The sequence below is a fragment of the Methylocystis iwaonis genome (assembly GCF_027925385.1).
Classification (GTDB): Bacteria; Pseudomonadota; Alphaproteobacteria; order Rhizobiales; family Beijerinckiaceae; genus Methylocystis; species Methylocystis iwaonis.
The window spans coordinates 115,613-134,081 of record NZ_AP027143.1 but is presented as its reverse complement, the minus strand read 5'-3'; the positions used below and the strand labels follow the sequence as shown (position 1 = coordinate 134,081).

16 protein-coding genes and 5 pseudogenes are annotated in these 18,469 nt (G+C 60.8%); 11 read left to right on the top strand and 10 right to left on the bottom strand.

Annotated elements, in window-relative coordinates:
* Positions 1-115: 115 nt before the first annotated feature.
* Together QMG84_RS18360 and QMG84_RS18355 are read right to left on the bottom strand one after the other, a co-directional pair.
* Positions 116-768, bottom strand: a pseudogene (locus QMG84_RS18360) (IS6 family transposase).
* A 109-nt stretch (positions 769-877) separates the two neighbouring features.
* A pseudogene (locus tag QMG84_RS18355) lies at positions 878-1,168 on the bottom strand (DUF1403 family protein); the annotation flags it as partial.
* Positions 1,169-1,618: 450 nt separating this feature from the next.
* On the opposite strand from QMG84_RS18355, the gene QMG84_RS18350 reads away from it, so the two are divergent.
* On the top strand, positions 1,619-2,020 hold the full coding sequence (locus QMG84_RS18350) for a hypothetical protein (protein WP_350356528.1): 402 nt from the start codon (positions 1,619-1,621) through the stop codon (positions 2,018-2,020).
* Positions 2,021-2,281: 261 nt separating this feature from the next.
* Here QMG84_RS18350 and QMG84_RS18345 read toward each other — a convergent pair whose 3' ends face one another.
* Together QMG84_RS18345 and QMG84_RS18340 are read right to left on the bottom strand one after the other, a co-directional pair.
* Positions 2,282-3,241: an alpha-amylase gene (locus QMG84_RS18345; protein WP_281932427.1), complete on the bottom strand. Its 960-nt coding sequence runs from the start codon at positions 3,239-3,241 to the stop codon at positions 2,282-2,284.
* A gap of 401 nt (positions 3,242-3,642) precedes the next feature.
* Positions 3,643-4,329 carry a TetR/AcrR family transcriptional regulator gene (locus QMG84_RS18340; RefSeq protein ID WP_281932425.1) on the bottom strand — a complete coding sequence of 229 codons (687 nt, stop codon included), beginning with the start codon at positions 4,327-4,329 and terminating at the stop codon, positions 3,643-3,645.
* Positions 4,330-4,515: 186 nt separating this feature from the next.
* On the opposite strand from QMG84_RS18340, the gene QMG84_RS18335 reads away from it, so the two are divergent.
* Genes QMG84_RS18335 through QMG84_RS18315 form a run of 5 tightly spaced genes read left to right on the top strand, consistent with a single transcriptional unit; the run spans position 4,516 to position 9,071 of the window.
* Positions 4,516-5,274: an ABC transporter ATP-binding protein gene (locus QMG84_RS18335; RefSeq protein ID WP_281932422.1), complete on the top strand. Its 759-nt coding sequence runs from the start codon at positions 4,516-4,518 to the stop codon at positions 5,272-5,274.
* Between the two features lie 18 nt (positions 5,275-5,292).
* Entirely contained in the window at positions 5,293-6,522 is a 1,230-nt protein-coding gene (locus QMG84_RS18330; RefSeq protein ID WP_281932420.1) for an ABC transporter substrate-binding protein, read from the top strand.
* On the top strand, positions 6,519-7,349 hold the full coding sequence (locus QMG84_RS18325) for an ABC transporter permease (protein WP_281932418.1): 831 nt from the start codon (positions 6,519-6,521) through the stop codon (positions 7,347-7,349). The genes QMG84_RS18330 and QMG84_RS18325 overlap by 4 nt, the downstream gene beginning before the upstream one ends.
* A gap of 25 nt (positions 7,350-7,374) precedes the next feature.
* Positions 7,375-7,926, top strand: coding sequence for an OsmC family protein (locus tag QMG84_RS18320; protein ID WP_281932417.1), 552 nt, complete (start codon positions 7,375-7,377; stop codon positions 7,924-7,926).
* Positions 7,923-9,071: an acyl-CoA dehydrogenase family protein gene (locus tag QMG84_RS18315; protein WP_281932415.1), complete on the top strand. Its 1,149-nt coding sequence runs from the start codon at positions 7,923-7,925 to the stop codon at positions 9,069-9,071. The genes QMG84_RS18320 and QMG84_RS18315 overlap by 4 nt, the downstream gene beginning before the upstream one ends.
* A gap of 71 nt (positions 9,072-9,142) precedes the next feature.
* Here the strand turns inward: QMG84_RS18315 and QMG84_RS18310 are convergent, their stop codons facing one another.
* From QMG84_RS18310 to QMG84_RS18300, 3 genes and pseudogenes are all read right to left on the bottom strand, one after another.
* Positions 9,143-9,349, bottom strand: coding sequence for an STN domain-containing protein (locus QMG84_RS18310; protein WP_281932414.1), 207 nt, complete (start codon positions 9,347-9,349; stop codon positions 9,143-9,145).
* 297 nt (positions 9,350-9,646) lie between these two features.
* A complete protein-coding gene (locus tag QMG84_RS18305; RefSeq protein ID WP_281932412.1) occupies positions 9,647-11,005 on the bottom strand; it encodes a PQQ-dependent sugar dehydrogenase in 1,359 nt (452 codons plus the stop codon).
* A 314-nt stretch (positions 11,006-11,319) separates the two neighbouring features.
* Positions 11,320-11,696, bottom strand: a pseudogene (locus QMG84_RS18300) (DDE-type integrase/transposase/recombinase); the annotation flags it as partial.
* Between the two features lie 354 nt (positions 11,697-12,050).
* Between QMG84_RS18300 and fae (QMG84_RS18295) the strand changes: the two are divergent.
* The 5 genes and pseudogenes from fae (QMG84_RS18295) to QMG84_RS18275 all read left to right on the top strand — a co-directional run.
* Positions 12,051-12,560: a formaldehyde-activating enzyme gene (gene fae / locus QMG84_RS18295; protein ID WP_202073297.1), complete on the top strand. Its 510-nt coding sequence runs from the start codon at positions 12,051-12,053 to the stop codon at positions 12,558-12,560.
* Positions 12,561-12,668: 108 nt separating this feature from the next.
* Positions 12,669-13,234, top strand: a pseudogene (fae, locus tag QMG84_RS18290) (formaldehyde-activating enzyme).
* 32 nt (positions 13,235-13,266) lie between these two features.
* Positions 13,267-14,151: a sterol desaturase family protein gene (locus tag QMG84_RS18285; RefSeq protein ID WP_281932410.1), complete on the top strand. Its 885-nt coding sequence runs from the start codon at positions 13,267-13,269 to the stop codon at positions 14,149-14,151.
* Between the two features lie 25 nt (positions 14,152-14,176).
* Positions 14,177-14,602, top strand: a complete 426-nt coding sequence (locus QMG84_RS18280; RefSeq protein WP_281932408.1) for a hypothetical protein — start codon at positions 14,177-14,179, stop codon at positions 14,600-14,602.
* Positions 14,603-15,208: 606 nt separating this feature from the next.
* A pseudogene (locus QMG84_RS18275) lies at positions 15,209-15,586 on the top strand (DUF2778 domain-containing protein); the annotation flags it as partial.
* Positions 15,587-15,697: 111 nt separating this feature from the next.
* On the opposite strand, the gene QMG84_RS18270 reads toward QMG84_RS18275, so the two are convergent.
* The 3 genes from QMG84_RS18270 to QMG84_RS18260 are packed head-to-tail and all read right to left on the bottom strand — an operon-like array spanning position 15,698 to position 18,465.
* Positions 15,698-16,249 carry a GNAT family N-acetyltransferase gene (locus tag QMG84_RS18270; RefSeq protein WP_281932492.1) on the bottom strand — a complete coding sequence of 184 codons (552 nt, stop codon included), beginning with the start codon at positions 16,247-16,249 and terminating at the stop codon, positions 15,698-15,700.
* 35 nt (positions 16,250-16,284) lie between these two features.
* Positions 16,285-17,682 carry an ABC transporter substrate-binding protein gene (locus QMG84_RS18265; RefSeq protein ID WP_281932407.1) on the bottom strand — a complete coding sequence of 466 codons (1,398 nt, stop codon included), beginning with the start codon at positions 17,680-17,682 and terminating at the stop codon, positions 16,285-16,287.
* 33 nt (positions 17,683-17,715) lie between these two features.
* Positions 17,716-18,465 carry an ABC transporter permease gene (locus QMG84_RS18260; protein WP_350356525.1) on the bottom strand — a complete coding sequence of 250 codons (750 nt, stop codon included), beginning with the start codon at positions 18,463-18,465 and terminating at the stop codon, positions 17,716-17,718.
* Between the last annotated feature and the right edge of the window lie 4 nt (positions 18,466-18,469).

The following is an 18,469-nucleotide window of genomic DNA, read 5'->3' as shown; positions in this document are numbered from 1 at the left end:
GTTCACTCTGCATTCCCGGGCTAAGCGCCGAACTCCTACCCAACCTGGCGGCTTAGGAAAAACAGCGATGTCACATTAACTGGGCGCGGGCGCGTTGAAACCGATTGGCCTGATTTCAGGCGGCTGTCGTCACGGATTTCCACTCTGCCATCGCCCCGAGGCGATGCAGATGGATGGCGAAGGCAGAACGGCGGAAAGGTCGGGACGGGACGAAGAGGTCGCGGAGCGCGGAGAAGACGTCGACGAAACGCAATCCGCGCCACGATCGAAACCCCTGCATTGCTCGCTCCCGCTTTCGCAACGGGACATGAGAATTTTCGGCGCGGTTGTTCAGACCCTTGTGCGATCGATGTTCGACGCTCGGCATGATCTTCCGGCGCGCTGCGGCGTAGGAGCCGAGCTTGTCGGTGACCATGCGGCGAGGGCGGGAGCCCTGTTTATGGAGAAGGCGCTCCAGCAATCGCCCGGCGGCTTTGGTGTCGCGGCGAGACTGGACGATTTCGTCGAGGACGTAGCCGTTCTGATCGACGGCGCGCCAGAGATAGCGCTTCTCACCGTTGATCGAGACGACCACCTCATCGAGATACCAGACGTCGCGCCGACCCGGCTTTTTGCGCTTCAGGCGGGGGGCATAATCGGGTCCGAATTTCATGGCCCCGCGGCGGATGGTTTCGTAGGAGAGAACGATCCCGCGTTCGAGCAGCATCTCCTCGACAAGACGTAGGCTGAGCGGGAACCGGAGTAGAGCCAGACGGCGTGGGCGATGATTTGCGGCGGGAAGCGCTACCCAGTCGTTAACGTGACAACCCCCGCGAATGATCTCGGCATAGCCGGCCCTGTCGCCGCTGAAGCCCAGCAGCTCCCCGGCGCGTTCGACATCGTCATGGTCGCCCGTGAACCGCGGCGCCCCGAACAAGCGAAACAGCGCGTGCAGGCACCCGGCGGGGCTGAGCGCCGCCCCTGGGGCGGCGAGCAGCAGCGCGTCGCGCAAAGCGGCGTCATCCTCGCGCAGACACGCCGCTGGCGCGTAATGCGCCGCCGCGGCGAGGGCCTGGCGCGCGCGCAAGACGCCCAGGAACGGCGGCGCCTCCCCCTGCCCGCTCGTGACGACGGCGTCGAGCGCGCGGAGAGGCGCGCGCGCCCATTTCGGAAAGGCGTTTGCCGGCAAAGCCTTCGCGACGCCTGGCGCCTCGGCGGCGGCGGATGCCGGGATCCATTTTGGTCTGAGAATACGCTCTTAGGAAAATCAATCACTTAATCAGGGCCATCATCCTTGGGAATATCCATTTAATTCGAAAATATCGCTGGCCGAAGCCAGCTAACTTGAGAATTTGCGTTTCGTACCTTTTTTAAACTCGTAGGCCACAACACCGCTCCGAATCCTGCTGGCAACTGGCGCGTGCGCCGCGAGCAGCCATGAAACGTGCGAATATTAAAGCCCGATATTCTCGCGTATCATGGCTTTTCCGATTTAGATCGGATATTCTCAAGCCAAGTTGGCTCCCAACAATGGGGAACAATGTTGCCGCCACGCTAATGCGGCCCGGATTCTATCCGGCCGGCGGCGGCGAGATCTTGACCGAGATCCGCGCCCCGGGGGGAGAAGCGTCCGCTCGCGCTGAGGGAGCGCGGGGCCCTCATCGAGCGTAAGGGCGAGGCCATCGTCGCCAATCTCACCTACTCAATTGCTTGTCGAGAGACTGCGAGGCTGCGCGCGCTCTTGAACTGGCCGCAGGATAGTATTCAGCCGATGACGGAACGCCGCGCGAAGGGGCCTGAGAATATCCTCGTCGCCACGCTCCGCTACGAGCATGTGACGGAAGCCTGCGTCGCCTTCGGCCGCCTCGGCGCGAGCGCTGAGACCGTTGCGGAGGAATGCGCGGCTGAGGTCACGACTTACATCTCGGGCGCGCATCCGATCAACGCGCGTCTCGGCGATCAACTGCTGCTTCCCATGGCGCTTGGCGCGCGGGCGATTTCATCACATGCGAGCCGTCGTCGCATATGCGGACGAATATAGCGGTCATTCGGGCATTTCTAGGAGAGAGAAATGCGCTCACAGAACTGGGGACGACGAGTGGCTGGCGCAGATTCGATAGGGGCGCGAAAGCACCGATCCGTTTCACGGCAACGAACGAATTAACCTTTCGTCTCACGCTTGGCGCCGTATCGAATTCTGGCGCTTCTGGATCGTCGCCCCAGCGCGCCGCGTCGATGCTCTCGTCGACTCAGAGCACGCGAGCGCACCCGCCTCCCCTCCCGACGTCGCCCTTACACTGGCTCAGATGCGAAGACGGAATGAGAAACCCGCCTGCCAATTCTTCTTGATCTGCGGACCGTTGAGATTTTGATAGACTGGCAGTCCGGCTTCGAAAGCGATCGATGCCGCGTCGTATCCCACGAGTTTGCCATTCAACACGCCGCCGCCGAACAGCTCCACGCGCTGACCGCCATAGAAGGCCGGGTTGGTCGGCACGGCGCGGCCCGTAATTTCGGGGTCGAAACCCGAAATCTGGGATTGGGTGGCGCCGTTTACGCGGAACGTGGTCATGACGCTCGGGATCAGCGTGTAACCCACCCAGCCGTTGAATTCATGCAGATCGCCAAAGCGCCAATTTTGGGAATTTCTGGCAAGCGGCAAGCGTGCGCGATAGGACAGGCCCCAGGACCATTTGTCGATATTGCCTGCGTAAACGACGCCCGGCATAATATCGAACGTGCCGCTGCCCGGCTGCATGCCGTAGAAGGCGCGAATGTTCGGCACGGTTCCGTCGGCCTGCAAGAGATCGAAGCGCGCGGTGTTGAAGCTGAAGGGATAGGCGAAACCGAGATTGACCTGCACGCGATGCACCGGGTCCTGGTAGACTTTGTAGATCGCGCTGGTTGTGAAATCTGAAAATCCAAACGTATCGGGGTAACTTCTGCCGAGCGGCGTGATCCCGGAAGGGCCCTTGAAGGTCAGGGCTTCGAGCCGCTTCTCGGCTATCGACGCGGTGATGACGACGGCGAGATCGTCGGTGAGACCATAGGAGATCACGCCCGTCTGGGTAGCCAGCGCAATGTTCTGAGGGACGAGGCGCAGCTTTTTCGACGGATCGACCCACCAGGGGGTGTTGGCGACGATATATTGCGAGCTAACGGTCTGCGTGCCGATCAGTTGGCCGGAGAGATTCGCCCAAATCGGCGCGATCGCCAGGACGAACCTGCCTTTCGCCGGCATATCGGCGCCGAACACGCCCATCGGCGCCGGAGGTCGCGGCGCTGAAGTGGCGGGTGCTGCGGTCGCACTTTTCTGCTCGATGCTTTTGCGCGGTTCTGCCGCCAAGGCGTTTGTTGCGCAAAGTGATGCTGCGGAGAGGGCGAGCAGTAGGCTCCGCAGTCGCCAAACGGCTTTTGCGGGCGCTTCTACACGAACAGTCATTCCAACCTCGTATCCATGTTTTCCGAAAGACGACGCTCGGCAGCCCGCTCACGCTGGCCAAACGTTGAAGGGCCGAACACGGATCACTCTGCATTTACTCTATAAGTTTTATCAAGATTACCGCAGCGACAGCGGACTAGCTTCATTCTGATGAAATATCAATAGTCTGTGGTCATGGGCAAATCGTTATTAGACGGTTTCGTATAGAAATAATTCCAAGCTTAAGTCTCTTGCGTCGCGATCGTTGCACGAATGCAACGCTCGTCGGCAGCGTGTTTGCGCAAGCGCTCACCCTCCGGTAGCAAAGCGGCGGCGATCTTTTTCGCCTCCATCGCCGGCGCTGAGGTCTTCTTGATCGCGGCCTTCACAATCGCGCCGTCCATCAGAAGATCGAACTGCTGCGTGAGCAACTCGACGTCCTCGACACCCGCCGCTGCGACGAGCGCGCGCAACTGCTCTAACACGTGGCTCTTGTGATTGCGTATGATCTCAGCGAGCTTCTCGTCCGTATTACGGCTCTCCATCGCCGCGTTCATGAGCGCGCAACCAAGATAATCGTCGCGCCGAAACCACTCTTCCATAATGTCGAAGAAAGCGAGCAGCTTCTCGCGCGGAGCGCCCCGCGTCTCCGCAAGTCTCGTAAAGAACCAAGCGCGCCAGACGCTTGCTTCATGGGCGAGCGCCGCGTGGATCAACGCGTCCTTCGAGCCGTAGCGATTGTACAGCGTCATGCGCGCAACGCCCGAGGCGTCGATGATCTCGTCGACGCTTGTCGCGGCGATTCCCTTTCGGCAGCAGAGCCCAATTGCAGCCTCGAGCAGCCGCTTGTTCGCCTTCGCTTTCGCGACTGGCGCGGACTTCCCGCCTGATCGAGCGCGGACATCGCGCTTTGCCGCTGTGGGCGACACCCGGCTCGTGAGTTTGCGCGAAGATCGTCTGTTTTCCATTTTTTCTAGACCATCCGTTCTAACTTGGTGCAAGTCGTGTGCCTCATGCCATTTAATTTCAGCCTATTGCATCACATTTCGATGCAACAAACAATAGAATTGATATTCTTTATAAATTTTGTAGTCTATCTGCGAAAGGAGCCGCTCGTGATCCCTCTTCCGCTCATCGACGTCAGACGCGTCACCCACCGCTATGGCTACCATCGCGCGCCGGTCCTTGCCGACCTCAGCCTGCGGGTGGCGCAAGGCGAACGGCTTGCCGTCATTGGCCGCAGCGGCTGCGGAAAGTCCACACTGCTGCAGATCATGGCGGGCCTCGCGCATCCAACGAGCGGAGAGATTCGGCTCGCCGAGCGGCGCTACGCCACGCGGCCCATCCGCCGCACGCTGATGTTCCAGCGCCCTCTCCTCTTTCCCTGGCTCGACGTCACGGGCAACGTCGCTCTTGCGCTACGCTTCGATGGAAGAGCCCGCGAGGCGCCGGGCCGCGTCGAGGCGTTGCTCACGCAGGTGGGCCTTGCAGAACACGCGAACACGAATGTGCGCGAACTCTCGGGCGGACAGCAGCAGCGCGTGGCGCTCGCGCGCTCGCTCGCGATCGACCCCGATGTTCTTCTGCTCGATGAGCCTTTTTCCGCTCTCGATCCGTTGACGCGCAGCGATCTGCGCCGCCAGTTGCGCGAGACGCAAGTCGCATTCGGCTTCGCCATGACTCTCGTCACGCACGACGTCGACGACGTTCTCGATCTGGCCACGCGCGTCGTGGCGATGTCGGCGGATCCCGGGCGCATCGTCGCCGAATTCGACATCCCACCCGACATGGACGCCGAAGCGCGCGCCACCCTCCGTGCGCAGCTTATCAACGCGTTGGAACCCGCCACCTTTCCCTTAGCGCTCAGCGCCTGACGAGAGACGAAAAACGATATGTGCCAATCCTGCGATCAGTATGATCTCAACTACGCTGCCGGAGCTGGCGTGTCGCGCCGTCATGTGCTCGATCGCCTCGCCATGGGCGGTCTTGCGGCGCTACTGGCGGGCCTGCCAAAAACAACGCGTGCGGCCGAAAGCGACGACGACACGCTGCGCATCGGCTATCTGCCGATCACGGACGCGACGCCGCTGCTTGTCGCCCACGCCAAGGGCTATTTCGAAGAGGAAGGACTCAAGGTCGCCAAGCCGGAGCTCATTCGCGGCTGGGCGCCTCTTATCGAAGGTTTCACCGCGGGACGCTTCAACCTCGTGCATCTTCTCAAGCCGACCGCGCTCTGGCTGCGCTACGGCAGCCATGTGCCCGTGAAGGTTGTGGCCTGGGCGCACACAAACGGCTCAGCGCTTGTCGTGCAGGGCGACGGCGGGGTGCAGAGCTTTACAGATCTCGCCGGTAAGCAGCTCGCTGTGCCGTTCTGGTATTCAATGCACAATATCGTGCTGCAATATGCCCTACGCAAAAGCGGCCTCACGCCTGTCATAAAGCCCCAGAGCGCGGTGCTCGGCCCCAAGGAAGTCAATCTTCAAATCTTGCAGCCGCCGGACATGCCGCCAGCGCTCGCCGCCAAGAAGATCGACGGCTATATTGTCGCCGAGCCTTTCGACGCGTTGGGCGAGCTCAACGCTGGTGGGCGCGTGCTGCGCTTTACCGGCGACATTTGGAAAAATCACCCTTGTTGCGTCGTCGCCATGTTGCAGCCGCTGATAGAGAAGCGGCCGGAATGGGCGCAGAAGACCGTTAACGCCATCGTGCGAGCGGAAATCTACGCCTCGCAGAACAAGGAAGAGGTGGCCCAGCTCCTCTCCCGCGACGGCGCCGGCTATCTGCCGCCGCCGGCGAAAGTCGTAAGGCGCGCCGTGACCGCCTATGCGCAAGAGCCTGCCTACAAGGAGGTTATCCGACATCGCGATTGGGGCAACGGTCGGATCGATTTCCAGCCCTGGCCATATCCTTCTGCGACGCGCCTGATCGTCCAGCAGCTAAAGGAAGCAAAAATCGAAGGCGAACGAGCCTTCCTGGATAAACTCGACCCGGATTTCGTCGCCAAGGACCTCGTCGATTACGCCCTCGTCAAAAAGGCGCTGGAGCGTTACCCGGATTGGAAGCGCGACCGGAGTGTCTCGAGCGGCGACCCCTTCAGCCGGCAGGAGGTTCTCGCGCTATGAGCGCCGTAGCCGTGAGCTTCCTCGAAAGGCCGCGCGACTTGCGGCGCCGGCGCGCCATCGGCGCGCGTTTAGCGCGAGTGCTCGTCGAACTGAGCGGACTCGCGCTTCTTTTGGGCCTGTGGGCGTTCGGAGGTTGGCTGATCGCGCGCAATCCATCGACCGCCGCTTTCGCCGGCTTCGCGCCGGCGCCCGCCCTGAGCCGTCTTTACGACATGCTGCGCGACGGCTCCGCGATGGCCGCCGCGGTTCCGAGCCTTGGACGCATTGCGTTCGGCCTCCTGATCGCCTTTGCGGCAGGATCGCCGGTCGGCGTGCTCGTGGGCAGCAGCGCGCTCTTTCGCAGGGCGACGCATCTCCCTTTCCAGCTTTTGCGCATGGTAAGCCCGCTCGCCTGGATGCCGATCGCCATTCTCGCCTTTTCGACTTGGAACGCGGCAATCGTATTCCTCATCTTCGCGGCCTCAGTCTGGCCGATCATTTTCTCGACCGCGCATGGCCTGCGCAAGCTCGACCCCGATTGGTTCCGCCTCGCGCATAATCTTGGCGCGGGCAGATGGCAAATCCTACGCGCCGTCATCGTTCCGGCGGTGGCGCAGGATGTGCTCACCGGTCTGCGACTCGCGCTCGGCGTCGCCTGGATCGTGCTTGTTCCCGCCGAATATCTTGGCGTGACGAGTGGGCTTGGCTACGCGATCAACGATGCGCGCGACACCCTTGAATACGATCGCCTCGCGGCGACGGTCGTCCTGATCGGCCTCATTGGCTTCTTGCTTGACGCGCTCCTGCTTGCCGCCATCGCCCGCGTCTCCTGGACCAACCACGACTGACACGAACAAAAGGATCGCTTTCTACATGAGCAACGACGCCCCCGTTCTCACTTCCTGCCTGGCGCCGATCAGCAAGGATGGGCTCGACGCCCTCATCGCGGCCGGCAAGACCAATCCCGCGGCCATCAAGACGGTCAAATGCCGCACTGTCGCCGAAGGCCGTTTCCGCCATCTGAATTTCATTCGAGATCTCCCGCCGCACATCGTCGACGAACCGCCCACCCTTCTGGGCGACGACACTGCCCCCAACCCCTCGGAAGCGTTGCTCGCCGCGCTCGGCTCTTGTCTCGCCGTGGGCATTCACGCCAACGCCGTCGCCAATGGCGTCGTGGTGCGCTCCCTTGCGCTCGATCTTGAAGCCGACATCAACATCACTTCGGTGTGGGGAACGGGCGACACTACGCCCAAGCCCGTCGGCTTCGACGCAATCCGCGTAGCAGTTTCCTTTGACGCAGACGCTCCAAAGGAAACGCTCGACGCCCTGATAGCTCACGCACAGAAATGGTCGCCGGTCGCAAACACCATCTCCAAGCCTGTAGCCCTCTCGGTCACGCGAACGGAAAAGGCCGAGTCATGAGTCTCGCTGAACTATCGACGTCTCCTATAGGCGTGTCGAACCAAAGCAGCATGCTCGGGCGCGTGAAGGCAATCGTCCAATCCGACTTGCGCCCCCTTGCCGCGCGGATTGACGAGGACGGCCTTTATCCAGCGCATGTCCTCAAGAATCTCGGATTGGCCGGCGCTTTCGCCCAGCATCATGACGGTTTCGGCGAAGACCATGCGATTAATCTCCAAGCCGCTATCCGTGCGATGAGCTCAGTCGCGGAGGCCTGTCTCTCGACCGCCTTCTGCGTCTGGTGTCAGGATGCTTTTGGCTGGTATCTGCAAAACTCAGAGAACCTCGGCTTGCGCGCACGCTTGCAGGCAGACGCTGCGTCGGGCGCCGCTCTCGGCGGGACTGGGCTCTCAAACCCGATGAAGGCGCTTTCGGGTGTAGAGCCGCTAAGGCTCAAAGGGCGTCGGGTCGATGGCGGCTATCGCGTGGACGGTGTTTTGCCTTGGGTGTCGAATTTGGAAGACGGCCATTATTTTGGCTTCTGTTTCGAAGCGGGCGCCACGGTTGTTACGGCGATCGCCCGTCTTGGTTTCGATGGCGTCGAAAGCCGTAAAGGGGCGCAATTCATTGCGCTGGAAGGGACCGCAACGCGGGCCGTTGGCTTCAAGAACGCTTTAATTCCCGATGAAATGGTATTGTCTGACTCATTGACCCGGTTCGCCAAGCGGATCAAGCCAGGCTTTCTCCTGCTGCAAACGGGCATGACCATTGGGCTCGTCCGCAACTGCGCCGATTTGATGCGCGCCCTGCCCTCGCGTGTACGGGCCGTGAACGCCTATTTGCCGATTGGCCCGGCATCGCTGGACGAGTTCGTCGATGCGATGGAGCACGAGATCATGACGCTCGCTGAAACGCCTTCGGAGCAGGCCCCCGAATATCTACGGCGAGTTCTCGAGGCGCGGCTCGAAGGCTCCCGTCTTGCTCTCGATGCAACTCAGGCGCTGATGCTGCATGCCGGCTCCAGCGCCTATCTACGCGGCTCGATCTACAGTCGGCGACTTCGAGAGTCCTACTTCATCGCGATCGTGACGCCGGCCACAAAACATCTGCTGAAGGATATCTCTGAAAGAAACTTTTCTTTACAACACACGCTCATGCAGCCTTGACTTGTCCTTGACATGGGCAGCGGCGCCTTGCCGGCGACCGTCACGAGCGGCGCCGTGTAGGTCCCCGTTCCTTAGGTGATAGCGCCGCAGTCGGCGCTATAGGCCTTCTTGTCGTCAGGATTCGTCGTCTCGACGTCCGTCCGCTTCGTCGCGCCAACGTCAATCGGCGGCAGGGCCTGGATCTGCGCGAGAATGATCGACGCCGCCTTTTCGTCCGGCCCCTCGAAGCGATAGGACAGACCGGTTCCCTCGAGAAGCCTATCGAGCCCTTCACGCATCGAGAAAGCTCCAGAAAGCCCCGTCGTGCGTAGCATCCGCATAACACGCGCATCTAGTCATAATTGGCGATTTGGCGCGAGCGACAAGGAGACGTCTTCTCCGCGCTCCGCAACCTGTTCGTTCCAGCCCGTCCCTCTCGCCACTCCGCCATTGCCATCCATCTGCATCGCCTCAGGGCGATGCTGAGTGGAGATCCATGGCGTTACCTGGCTGAAATCGAGACCGATAGGCTTCGCTACGCCTTGAACGAGTTAATGTGACATCACCCTCGAGCCTTACGAAGCGATTAGCATCTCTCATCTGCCCACGTAGCGCACTCTGAAGATGACGCCGTTCCCGTCTTCGCTGACGAGGAGTGATCCGTCGGGCGCGACCGTTGCATCGACGGGTCGCCCCCATACCCTTGTGTCATCCACGACAAATCCCGTCAGGAAATCCTGGTATTCGCCTGTCGGTTCGCCATCTTTGAACTTCAAACGAACGACCTTGTAGCCCGTGCGTTTGGCGCGATTCCAGGAACCATGGAGCGTCACGAACGCGTCGCCTTTATAGTCGGCCGGGAATTGCGCGCCATCGTAAAAGGCGAGGCCGAGCGGGGCGGAATGAGGCTGCAGGAGAATGTCCGGTATCGTGACCTTGTCTGCGAGATCCGGCCTTGCGCCGAGATGACGCGGATCGGGATTGCCGCCGATGTAATACCACGGCCATCCATAAAAGGCGCCCGGCTTCACGCGCGTCGCATAATCGGGCGGCAAGTCGTCGCCGAGCATGTCGCGCTCATTGACGACGCACCAGAGATCCTCGGACTTCGGCCGCAAGCGTAAGCCGGAACAGTTGCGGATGCCCGTCGCATAGATTCGCTTGTTTGCGCCATCGGGATCAAAAGCGAGCACGGCGGCGCGATCGAGTTCGGGCCCCGAGCTTGCGCCAACGCCATTCTTGGCCTCGAGTTCGGCGACTTCCGCGACGGAAGGACGAACATGGCCATCCGCGACATTGCTCTTGGACCCAACCGCGACGAAGAGCGTCTTTCCATCGGGCGAGAAGGCAATGTCGCGGGTCCAGTGGCCGCTTTCCGCCGGCAGCGGACCGGCGACGATTTCGGCGGGGCCGGCCGCTTTGAGGTCCCCTTGCTTGTAAGGGAAGCGCACGACCTTCGAGACCGTTCCAACATAGACATATTGTGGGTTGGGGCCGGGCGGATAGAAGGCGACACCGTAGGGCCGCTCGAGCTCGGCGGCGAAAATCTCGCTTTGCGCGGGCTTGATATCTTCGTCCTTCATTCGAAACACGCGCACGCGTCCGGCGTTGCTCTCCGTCACGAACAAATCGCCGTTGGGCGCAAATTTAAGAACGCGCGGTCCGTTCAGCCCAGAAGCGAAAACTTCAGCCTCGAAACCCACGAGCGTTTTGAGCGCAGCGCCCTCGGGCCGCGGAACGACCTGGGAGCGCTCCGCTTTGGGCTCGCTCGCGAGCGGGCGCGGTAAATCTTGCGGGCCAATCCGCCGCCATGCGCCAGGCGCATCCGCGCGCCAGTCGCTGAAGGCGGCGGCGCCGATAAGTCGCTGATCCGTTTCCGAGCGGAGAGCCGTTACCGATAGCGCGGCGCCGCCGACCGCAGCGACGCCGATGATCGCGAGCCATCTCCTACGCATTCCTATTCGCCTTACCCAATCTATTTATCTATTCATCGACTATGATATTAATCCGCCGAACTGAGGCATTCAAGACGGGCTTACCACACATAGTCCGTATTTTCTCGCATATTCCGCTTTCCTCACGGATTACGGCCCAGCGGCCTCAGATTTATTTCTGTATTTTTATAGTGTGTTATAGTCCTATAATCATTGATGGCGGGCTTCCAGCATGAGCGCGGAACTCGCGGCGACCGAAAAAGCACAGGAAATTTTGGGTTCTGTCGTAAATTTTGCGTAAGCCTCGAGAGGCAGGGCAGCGGGCCTCTCGCGGCTTACGCCGCGAGAGCATAGAACTGCTTTGCTGGGCGCAATTTGCCCGTCGTTTGCAACTGCCCTTTTCGGATCATGTGCATGAGCTCGACGCCGGCGAGCGTTGCTGCGGCCGAGCGAAAGGATTTGAACCCCAGCGCCGGCCGCACCACCCGCTTGATCGCTCGGCGGTCCTGTTCGACGATGTTGTTCAGATATTTCCTTCGCCTGATCTCGATGTCCGCCTCGTTCTCTGCATTGTAGCTCTCGATCGCAGCGGTGCTGGCGCCACTCTTGTCGATCGTGATCATCTTCGGCGCGCCGTTCTGCCGATCGCTCGGCGCAGGAACCGCAACGCCGCTTTGCGATCCCGCTTTGCCGTCAGCAGGAAGTCCACCGTCGCCTTGTGATCGCCTTGAGCCTCCTGATAGTGGCTTGCGCAACGACGCGCGGCGGACGAAACCCGCTACCGGTCTTAGGGCTTTCAGCCAAGAACGGACGGCTTTTCCAAGTGTCTGCTCGACACCGACCTTGATCGCGCCGCCGACCGGCGGGCCGCCTCCTATTCCGCCCCGCCCAGGGGCCCGGCGTCTACGGCAGGCCATGGCGCTATTGGTGACGATCGGGGCGGCGCCGACGACTACGTGCGTCGGGACGGATGAATTTTACTTGGTCGACACCGTTGCTAATCTCTACCAATTAGGTATGATTATGACGGCCCGCGGAGGGGCGGGCGCGTCAAAAGGATTGTTACATGGCTAAAATCAACAAGCTTCTCGTCGGCGAGTCCCTCGTGGGCGAAGGGAACGAAGTTGCTCACATCGATCTGCTGATTGGACCGCGCGGCTCCGCGGCGGAGCTCGCCTTCGCCAATGCGCTCGTCAACAACAAGGATGGCTTCACGACACTGCTCGCCGTGATCGCACCCAATCTCCTCGCGAAGCCAAACACCATTCTTTTTAACAAGGTCACCATCAAGGGCGCAAAGCAGGCGGTGCAGCTCTTTGGTCCGGCGCAGCATGGCGTCGCCAAGGCCGTCGCCGACTCTGTCGCCGAAGGCGTCATTCCTCTCGAAGAGGCGGACGACCTTTTCATCTCGGTGGGCGTGTTCATCCATTGGGAAGCAAATGACGACAAGAAGATCCAGGACTACAACTACCAGGCCACGAAAGAGGCCATCGCGCGCGCGGTCGCCGGCGAGCCGAAGGCTTCCGAAGTCGTCGCGAAGCGCAACGAAGCGAAGCATCCGTTCGCGGCCAACTGATCCAGCGAACGCAAACCGCTGGGGAGACGGCCTTGCCGTCCTCCCGGGGAAAGCTGCGGGTGCGACCGCGTTTCCCGCACCCGCAGCCAACTCGCCCAAGTAGAGGTCTTGATGTCGCTTCTAACCAAGTTTCTCAGCATTTTCGCGCCCAAAACGACGCAGCAAAGCGCCGGGCTTTCGAAGCTTGGCGTCGGCGAGGCCCTCGTTGGCGACGGCAATGAGGTCGCGCATATCATCTCCTGATCGGCCCGCGCGGCAGCGCCGCCGAAAAGGCCTTCGCCAATGCGCTCGTCAACAATAAGCCCGGCTTCACCACCTTGCTCGCGGTCATTGCGCCGAACCTTCTCGTCAAGCCCTACACAATCCTGTTTAACAAGGTGACCATCAAGAATGCCCGTCAGGCGATCCAGCTGTTCGGACCGGCGCAGCACGGCGTCGCCAAGGCTGTCGCGGACTCGGTCGCCGAGGGAATCATCCCGGTCGAGCAGGCGGAAGACCTCTTCATCTCTGTCGGAGTCTTCATTCACTGGGACGCCGCCGACGACAGGAAAATCCAGGACTTCAACTATCGCGCCACGAAGGAGGCCATCGCGCGGGCGCTCGCGGGCGATCCGTCGGCGAAATCTGTCCTCTCGGCCCGCGTCACCGCCAAGCATCCCTTCGCGCCGGGCTGAGTCGGCGACATCCAGCGGAAAGGCGGCAGGTCTTGCTCGTCACATTGCTCAACCACTCTGCGCTCGTGATCCTTGTGCTGCTCAGCGTGGCCGAGGCCGCCGCCGGGCGGCTCGATCTGTCGAAAGCCGACAGAGACGAAACGACGCTCGATCTCGCTTCGATCGCCTTTCCACTGGCGAGCCGGCCGGCGGTTTTCGCGCTGGTCCTAGGCGGCGCCGCGGCGCTGGTCCCGGAATGGCGGGACAGGTTCAGCCACTTGAGCTGGGTGGCCTGGATCCCCGTTTATCTGATCGGGGAGGACATGGTTCAATATTGGTGGCATCGGCTGGGCCACACCAAATACACTTGGCTTTGGCACCGCGCCCATCATTCGGCGCCCTATATGGGTGCACGCATGACCTTCCGGAACGGCTTCCTCTATTCCTTCCTCATGCCGAACATCTGGACGAACGCCTTCTTCGTCTCTCTCGGCGCCGGACCCTTCGCCGTCGCCTACGGGCTGGTGAAGCTCCTCGTGGTCACGGCCGCGCACAGCGAATTGCGCTGGGATCAATATCTGTATCGGTCGCCTCGTCTGTCGCCCATCGCCTGGATCGTGGAGCGGACAATCTCCACCCCGGCGACGCATTTCGCCCATCACGCGCTCAGCGAGGCGGACGGCGTCGGTCATTACCGCGGCAACTTCGGAAACCTACTCTTCTTCTGGGACGTCTTGTTTGGAACGGCGCTGATCACCCGTCGCTATCCGCCGGCGTCCGGTGTCGAGAACGACCTTGAATACGGAAGGGAGCGCTGGTGGGTGCAGCTCTTCGTGCCGATGTTCCAATCGCGCCGGCGGCAATCCGACTACAACAGCGCCTCTTACTGGTTCAGCCGCACACCGTCTCGCGCCCCGGTCGAGCAGAGTCGCGCATGAGGGCAATCTTTCGAAAGGACTCAACATGAGCGCCCACTGGGCCTATCAAATCCGTTTCAGGCTCGACGAGCAGCAGCCCGACCGCGCGCGCCATCGTCCGGATGATCCCGCCTTCAGGCCAATCGCAGAAGCTCTCGCCCGTCATAGCGCGACGGCCATCAGCACCTACGACGCCTTCGTCAATTACGTCACGCAGGCGGAACGGAGCAGCGTTGATGCTTTCCCGCTCTACAAATGGACGAAGGCCACGATCGAGGATCCGTCGAAAAAGGCCAAGCATTCCCTGTCCTTCGCAGTCTATGTCAATGGCGACGAGGTATACGACAAGGCCCGCGCCGACGCACTCGAGGCGGATCTTGCGCCGCTGGTCGCACAAGGGCTGATTGTTTCGCTTTCGAAACACGACACCAATCCGGACAACAATCCCCAGGCGCCTTCGCATCTGCGTTGACCCGACCGTAGACTATTTTCAAGCGTGCCCGCGTCCAGCGGTCGAACCAATTGGCACAAAAAAATGATAGCCCGACACCCGTTGAGATCGAGACGACAAGCCGCTTGCACCACCCCATCACATGATGGATGTCACTTCTCAAATGAAACTTGGGGAGACGGCTGTCGACGCCGATTGGTTGCAACTTCACCCATCATATTTTCCCGCCTGTTGCAACATGAGCCGACCAAGGCTTGCCCAAATTCATCTGCTTTAAAGTGAGCTCTGATGGAATATTTATCCTCTTGTCTCTTGATCACCGCCGTTCTGGTTTTACTCGCGACAGGAATACAGGCGTTCGAGGTTCGCTTTCGCACGGCAACTTCAATAGGACTCGCCATTGCCGCATGCGCCGTTTTCACGCTCGGCCTCCTCGCCCACTTCGCTCCTGACCATGGCTGCAAGCTGTGGAGGGACCTCGGATACCCAGTGAAAATGGCGGACCGATGTATCGCGTCCGAAAGAGCTGTATCTGACCAGACCGATGCATCCAACCGCATGGTCAGCCGGGCAAATCTCAAAATTGCACCCCCAGAGGGCGATTCGTTTCTTTTGAGACGGTTCGGCTTCGCCACTGCCGTATATGATATCGCCGCACATACAGTTTATCTGCCGAACGGCCAGCGCTTGGAGGCGCATTCAGGGCTCGGCGCGCGACTTGATGACCCTCGCTTTGTTCACGAACCTATGCGCGGCGCAACGCCGCCTAGCACCTACGAAATTACGCTGAGGGAACAGCCCTTTCATGGCGTCCGGGCCCTACGTCTCGTTCCTGTTGGCGACGCAAATACCTTCGGTCGCACCGGCCTGCTCGCCCATACTTATATGCTCGGGCCCAAAGGCGACTCGAACGGTTGCGTGGTTTTCAAGGATTACGCAGCCTTTTTGCGTGCCTTTGAATCAGGCGAGATTAAGCGTCTTCTTGTCGTCGCACATCTGGACTGAATGGCGCTGCTGGGGCCCGGGGGAGTTCAGGACGACTGAGATAGGGATATGATTTTGTGGTTTCTCTATGCGGTTCAAGCCTCGAGAGGCCCGCTGTCGCGCGTCTCGCACTCACGCAAAATTTGCGACAGACCCCGAGAACTTGCTTAATGATTTCGAACTATCGAACTCGTGCGCGAGAAGTCCCATGATCACATCATCGCGCCATTCGTCGCCGACGCGCGCCGCTTCGCGTTCCCGTCCTTCCTCTACAAAGCCGCATGCGCGGTAACAGGCGATAGCTCGCGCGTTGTAGGAAACGACGCGCACGCTGATGCGATGCAAGGCGAGCGCGTCAAAGGCGTAGCGAAGGAGGATAAGTATTGCCTGTCTGCCGAGACCGCGCCCAAGCTTGTGTGGGTCATAGAGCCCGATCGCCAATTGCGCGCGACGATCCTGCTTGTTCATTTTGTCGAGCCTGATTTCGCCGAGCCAGCTCCCTTCGTGTTCGATCGCCCAGGCGTGGGGATGCTTTGCCAAATCATCGACCCAGCGGCGGACGCCGGCCTCTGTCAGCGCCGGGATGTCAGTCGGGTCCACTCCAAACATTCGCATGATTGCGGGGTCGTTTCCGAGCTCGAAACGCTCCCGCGCATCACCTGCACGAAATTCTCGCAATAGCATATCCGGGCCACGAAGCGTCGGAATGCTTTGCAGGCTCATCCTGGCCTCCGAGTTGGGCTCGGTTTACTTTGAAGGATCGCGTCGAAGTCCTGCACCTTTCCGCCCGACTTCGCGGCGAAGGATTCCGCGTCGGCTTTCGAGAAAAACGCATCGAGCCGCCCTGATGACGCGGCGACATACCAGGCGCGGTTGGCAAATATCTTGATGCCGTTGCTGCGGTCCTGCGCATAGGCGGCGCGGATTTTCTTGCCTTGCGTTTCGAACTGGGTCAGAGCGGCGAACGCCGCGTCCGGCGATGCATAGCGGTGGACTTTGGACTCGCCCTCCAACCAGAGCTCTGCGGAAAGGCTCACTTCGGTCATCAGCTCACTCGTCGTCGAGGCGTAGTGCGCAAGCTCAGTGTCGTAGTCGAGTCCAGACGCCTTGAAAGCGGCGCGGAGAAATCTATCGTCGATGAATGTTTCGAGATCGAGGCCGGTGTCGGCGCGCTTCAACAGCTTGAGCGTTTCGATCGAGGTCGCGAGATCCTGTCGATACTCCTTCTTCCACGTCAGGTCGCGTGTCTGAAGTCCGAGTGGGCCATGAAAGAGATAGACGACAGGGGCGTCGATGCCGGTGGCCTTGGCGATCAACTCGCTGTATTTTTCCGGCTCGCCGGCCAACAGCCTGTTCGCGTCGATGACGGCGCGGAGATAGGCGACGACAAGCTCTGGATATTTCTCGGCGTAATCAGAGTCCACGAGAGCGCCGTGGAAAGTCGGAACGCCCGCCTGGGCGCCATCGAAGATCTTGCGGGCAAAGCCGCGCGCAGGAAAAAGTTCCGCGAAAGGCACGAAGTCGGCGTGCGCGTCGATCTGCCCGCTTTGCAGCGCCGAACCTGCGACCTCGGGAGCCTGCGCGATGATCTTCACGTCGCGCCCCGGATCCCAGCCGAGATCAGCGACAGCGCGCAGCAGCATGCCATGCGCTGTCGAAGCAAAGGGCACGGAGATCGTCTTGCCCTTCAACTCAGCGAGCGATTGCGCCGGCGAAGCGATCGGCACGACGACGCCATTGCCGCTTCCGCGGATGCTGCCGGACAGCACCGTGATGAACCGGCTGCTTTTGCCGGCCTTCTTGAAGGCGACGCCGTTCAGCGCGCCGGGGAAGTCGGCCATCACGCCGACATCGAGCTTGCCCGCGACCATTTCATTCGTGATCGGCGCGCCGCTCGAGAAATTCTTCCACTGAATGTCGTATGTCGCGTCCTTATACTTGCCGTCATGCGGGAGATGGCGCCGCAGAAGATCGAGTTCGCGAATCAGTAGTCCGCCCGCGGCGCAATTGATCGTCGTATCCTGCGTTCCGATCGCGATGCGAATTGTTTCCGCAGCCGCGCCCATCGGCGTCGCAAGGATCCATGAAAGAATGCCGCAGATTCGAAGCAGTCGCATTTCAATTTCACCCGTGCTTTCGAGGCGACGCGATCACTGGCTTTCTTCCCGCCATGGTGTGAGCGCGCAGCCGATCCGTCTGACGATGGCGCTGCTCAGGAAACCGAGAACGCCGATGATCGCCATGCCCGCGACGATATCTGGGTAATTCTGGAGGGTGTAGGATTCCCAGGTGAAATAGCCGACGCCGAACTGGCCCGAAATCATCTCTGCGGTCACGAGGCAGAACCAACTCGTTCCCATGCCGATCGCGAGGCCGGTGAATATGCTCGGCAAGGCGCCTGGCAGCACCACTTCGACGACGACAGTGACGCCGCCGGCGCCCAGTGAGCGCGCGGATGCGATGAGCCGGGCGTCAATGTCCCGCACGCCATGAATCGTGTTGAGCAAGATTGGGAACAGCGCGCCCATGAAGGTGATGAAAACCATCGACGCTTCGGACGACGGGAACATCAGGATCGCAAGAGGTATCCAGGCGACCGCGGGAATCGGCCGCAGGAGTTCGAGAGGCGTCAGCAGCGCGTCCTCAAAAAAGGGCCTGCGCGCAACGAGGCCGCCGAGAGCGATTCCAAATAAAGAGGCGAGAGCATAGCCTGCGAGAACGCGCGCGAGGCTGGCCTCGACATGCGACAGCAGCCTTCCCGAATGCGAAAGCTCGAGGAGCGAGTCGAACACCTGCGTCGGAGCGGGCGTGAAGGCGAAGGTGAGGAAGGAGAAGTGCGCCTTCGACAGGGAGGCATATTGCCAGGCCGCGAGAAGCGCCACGAGAGAAAAAATTCTCACGCTC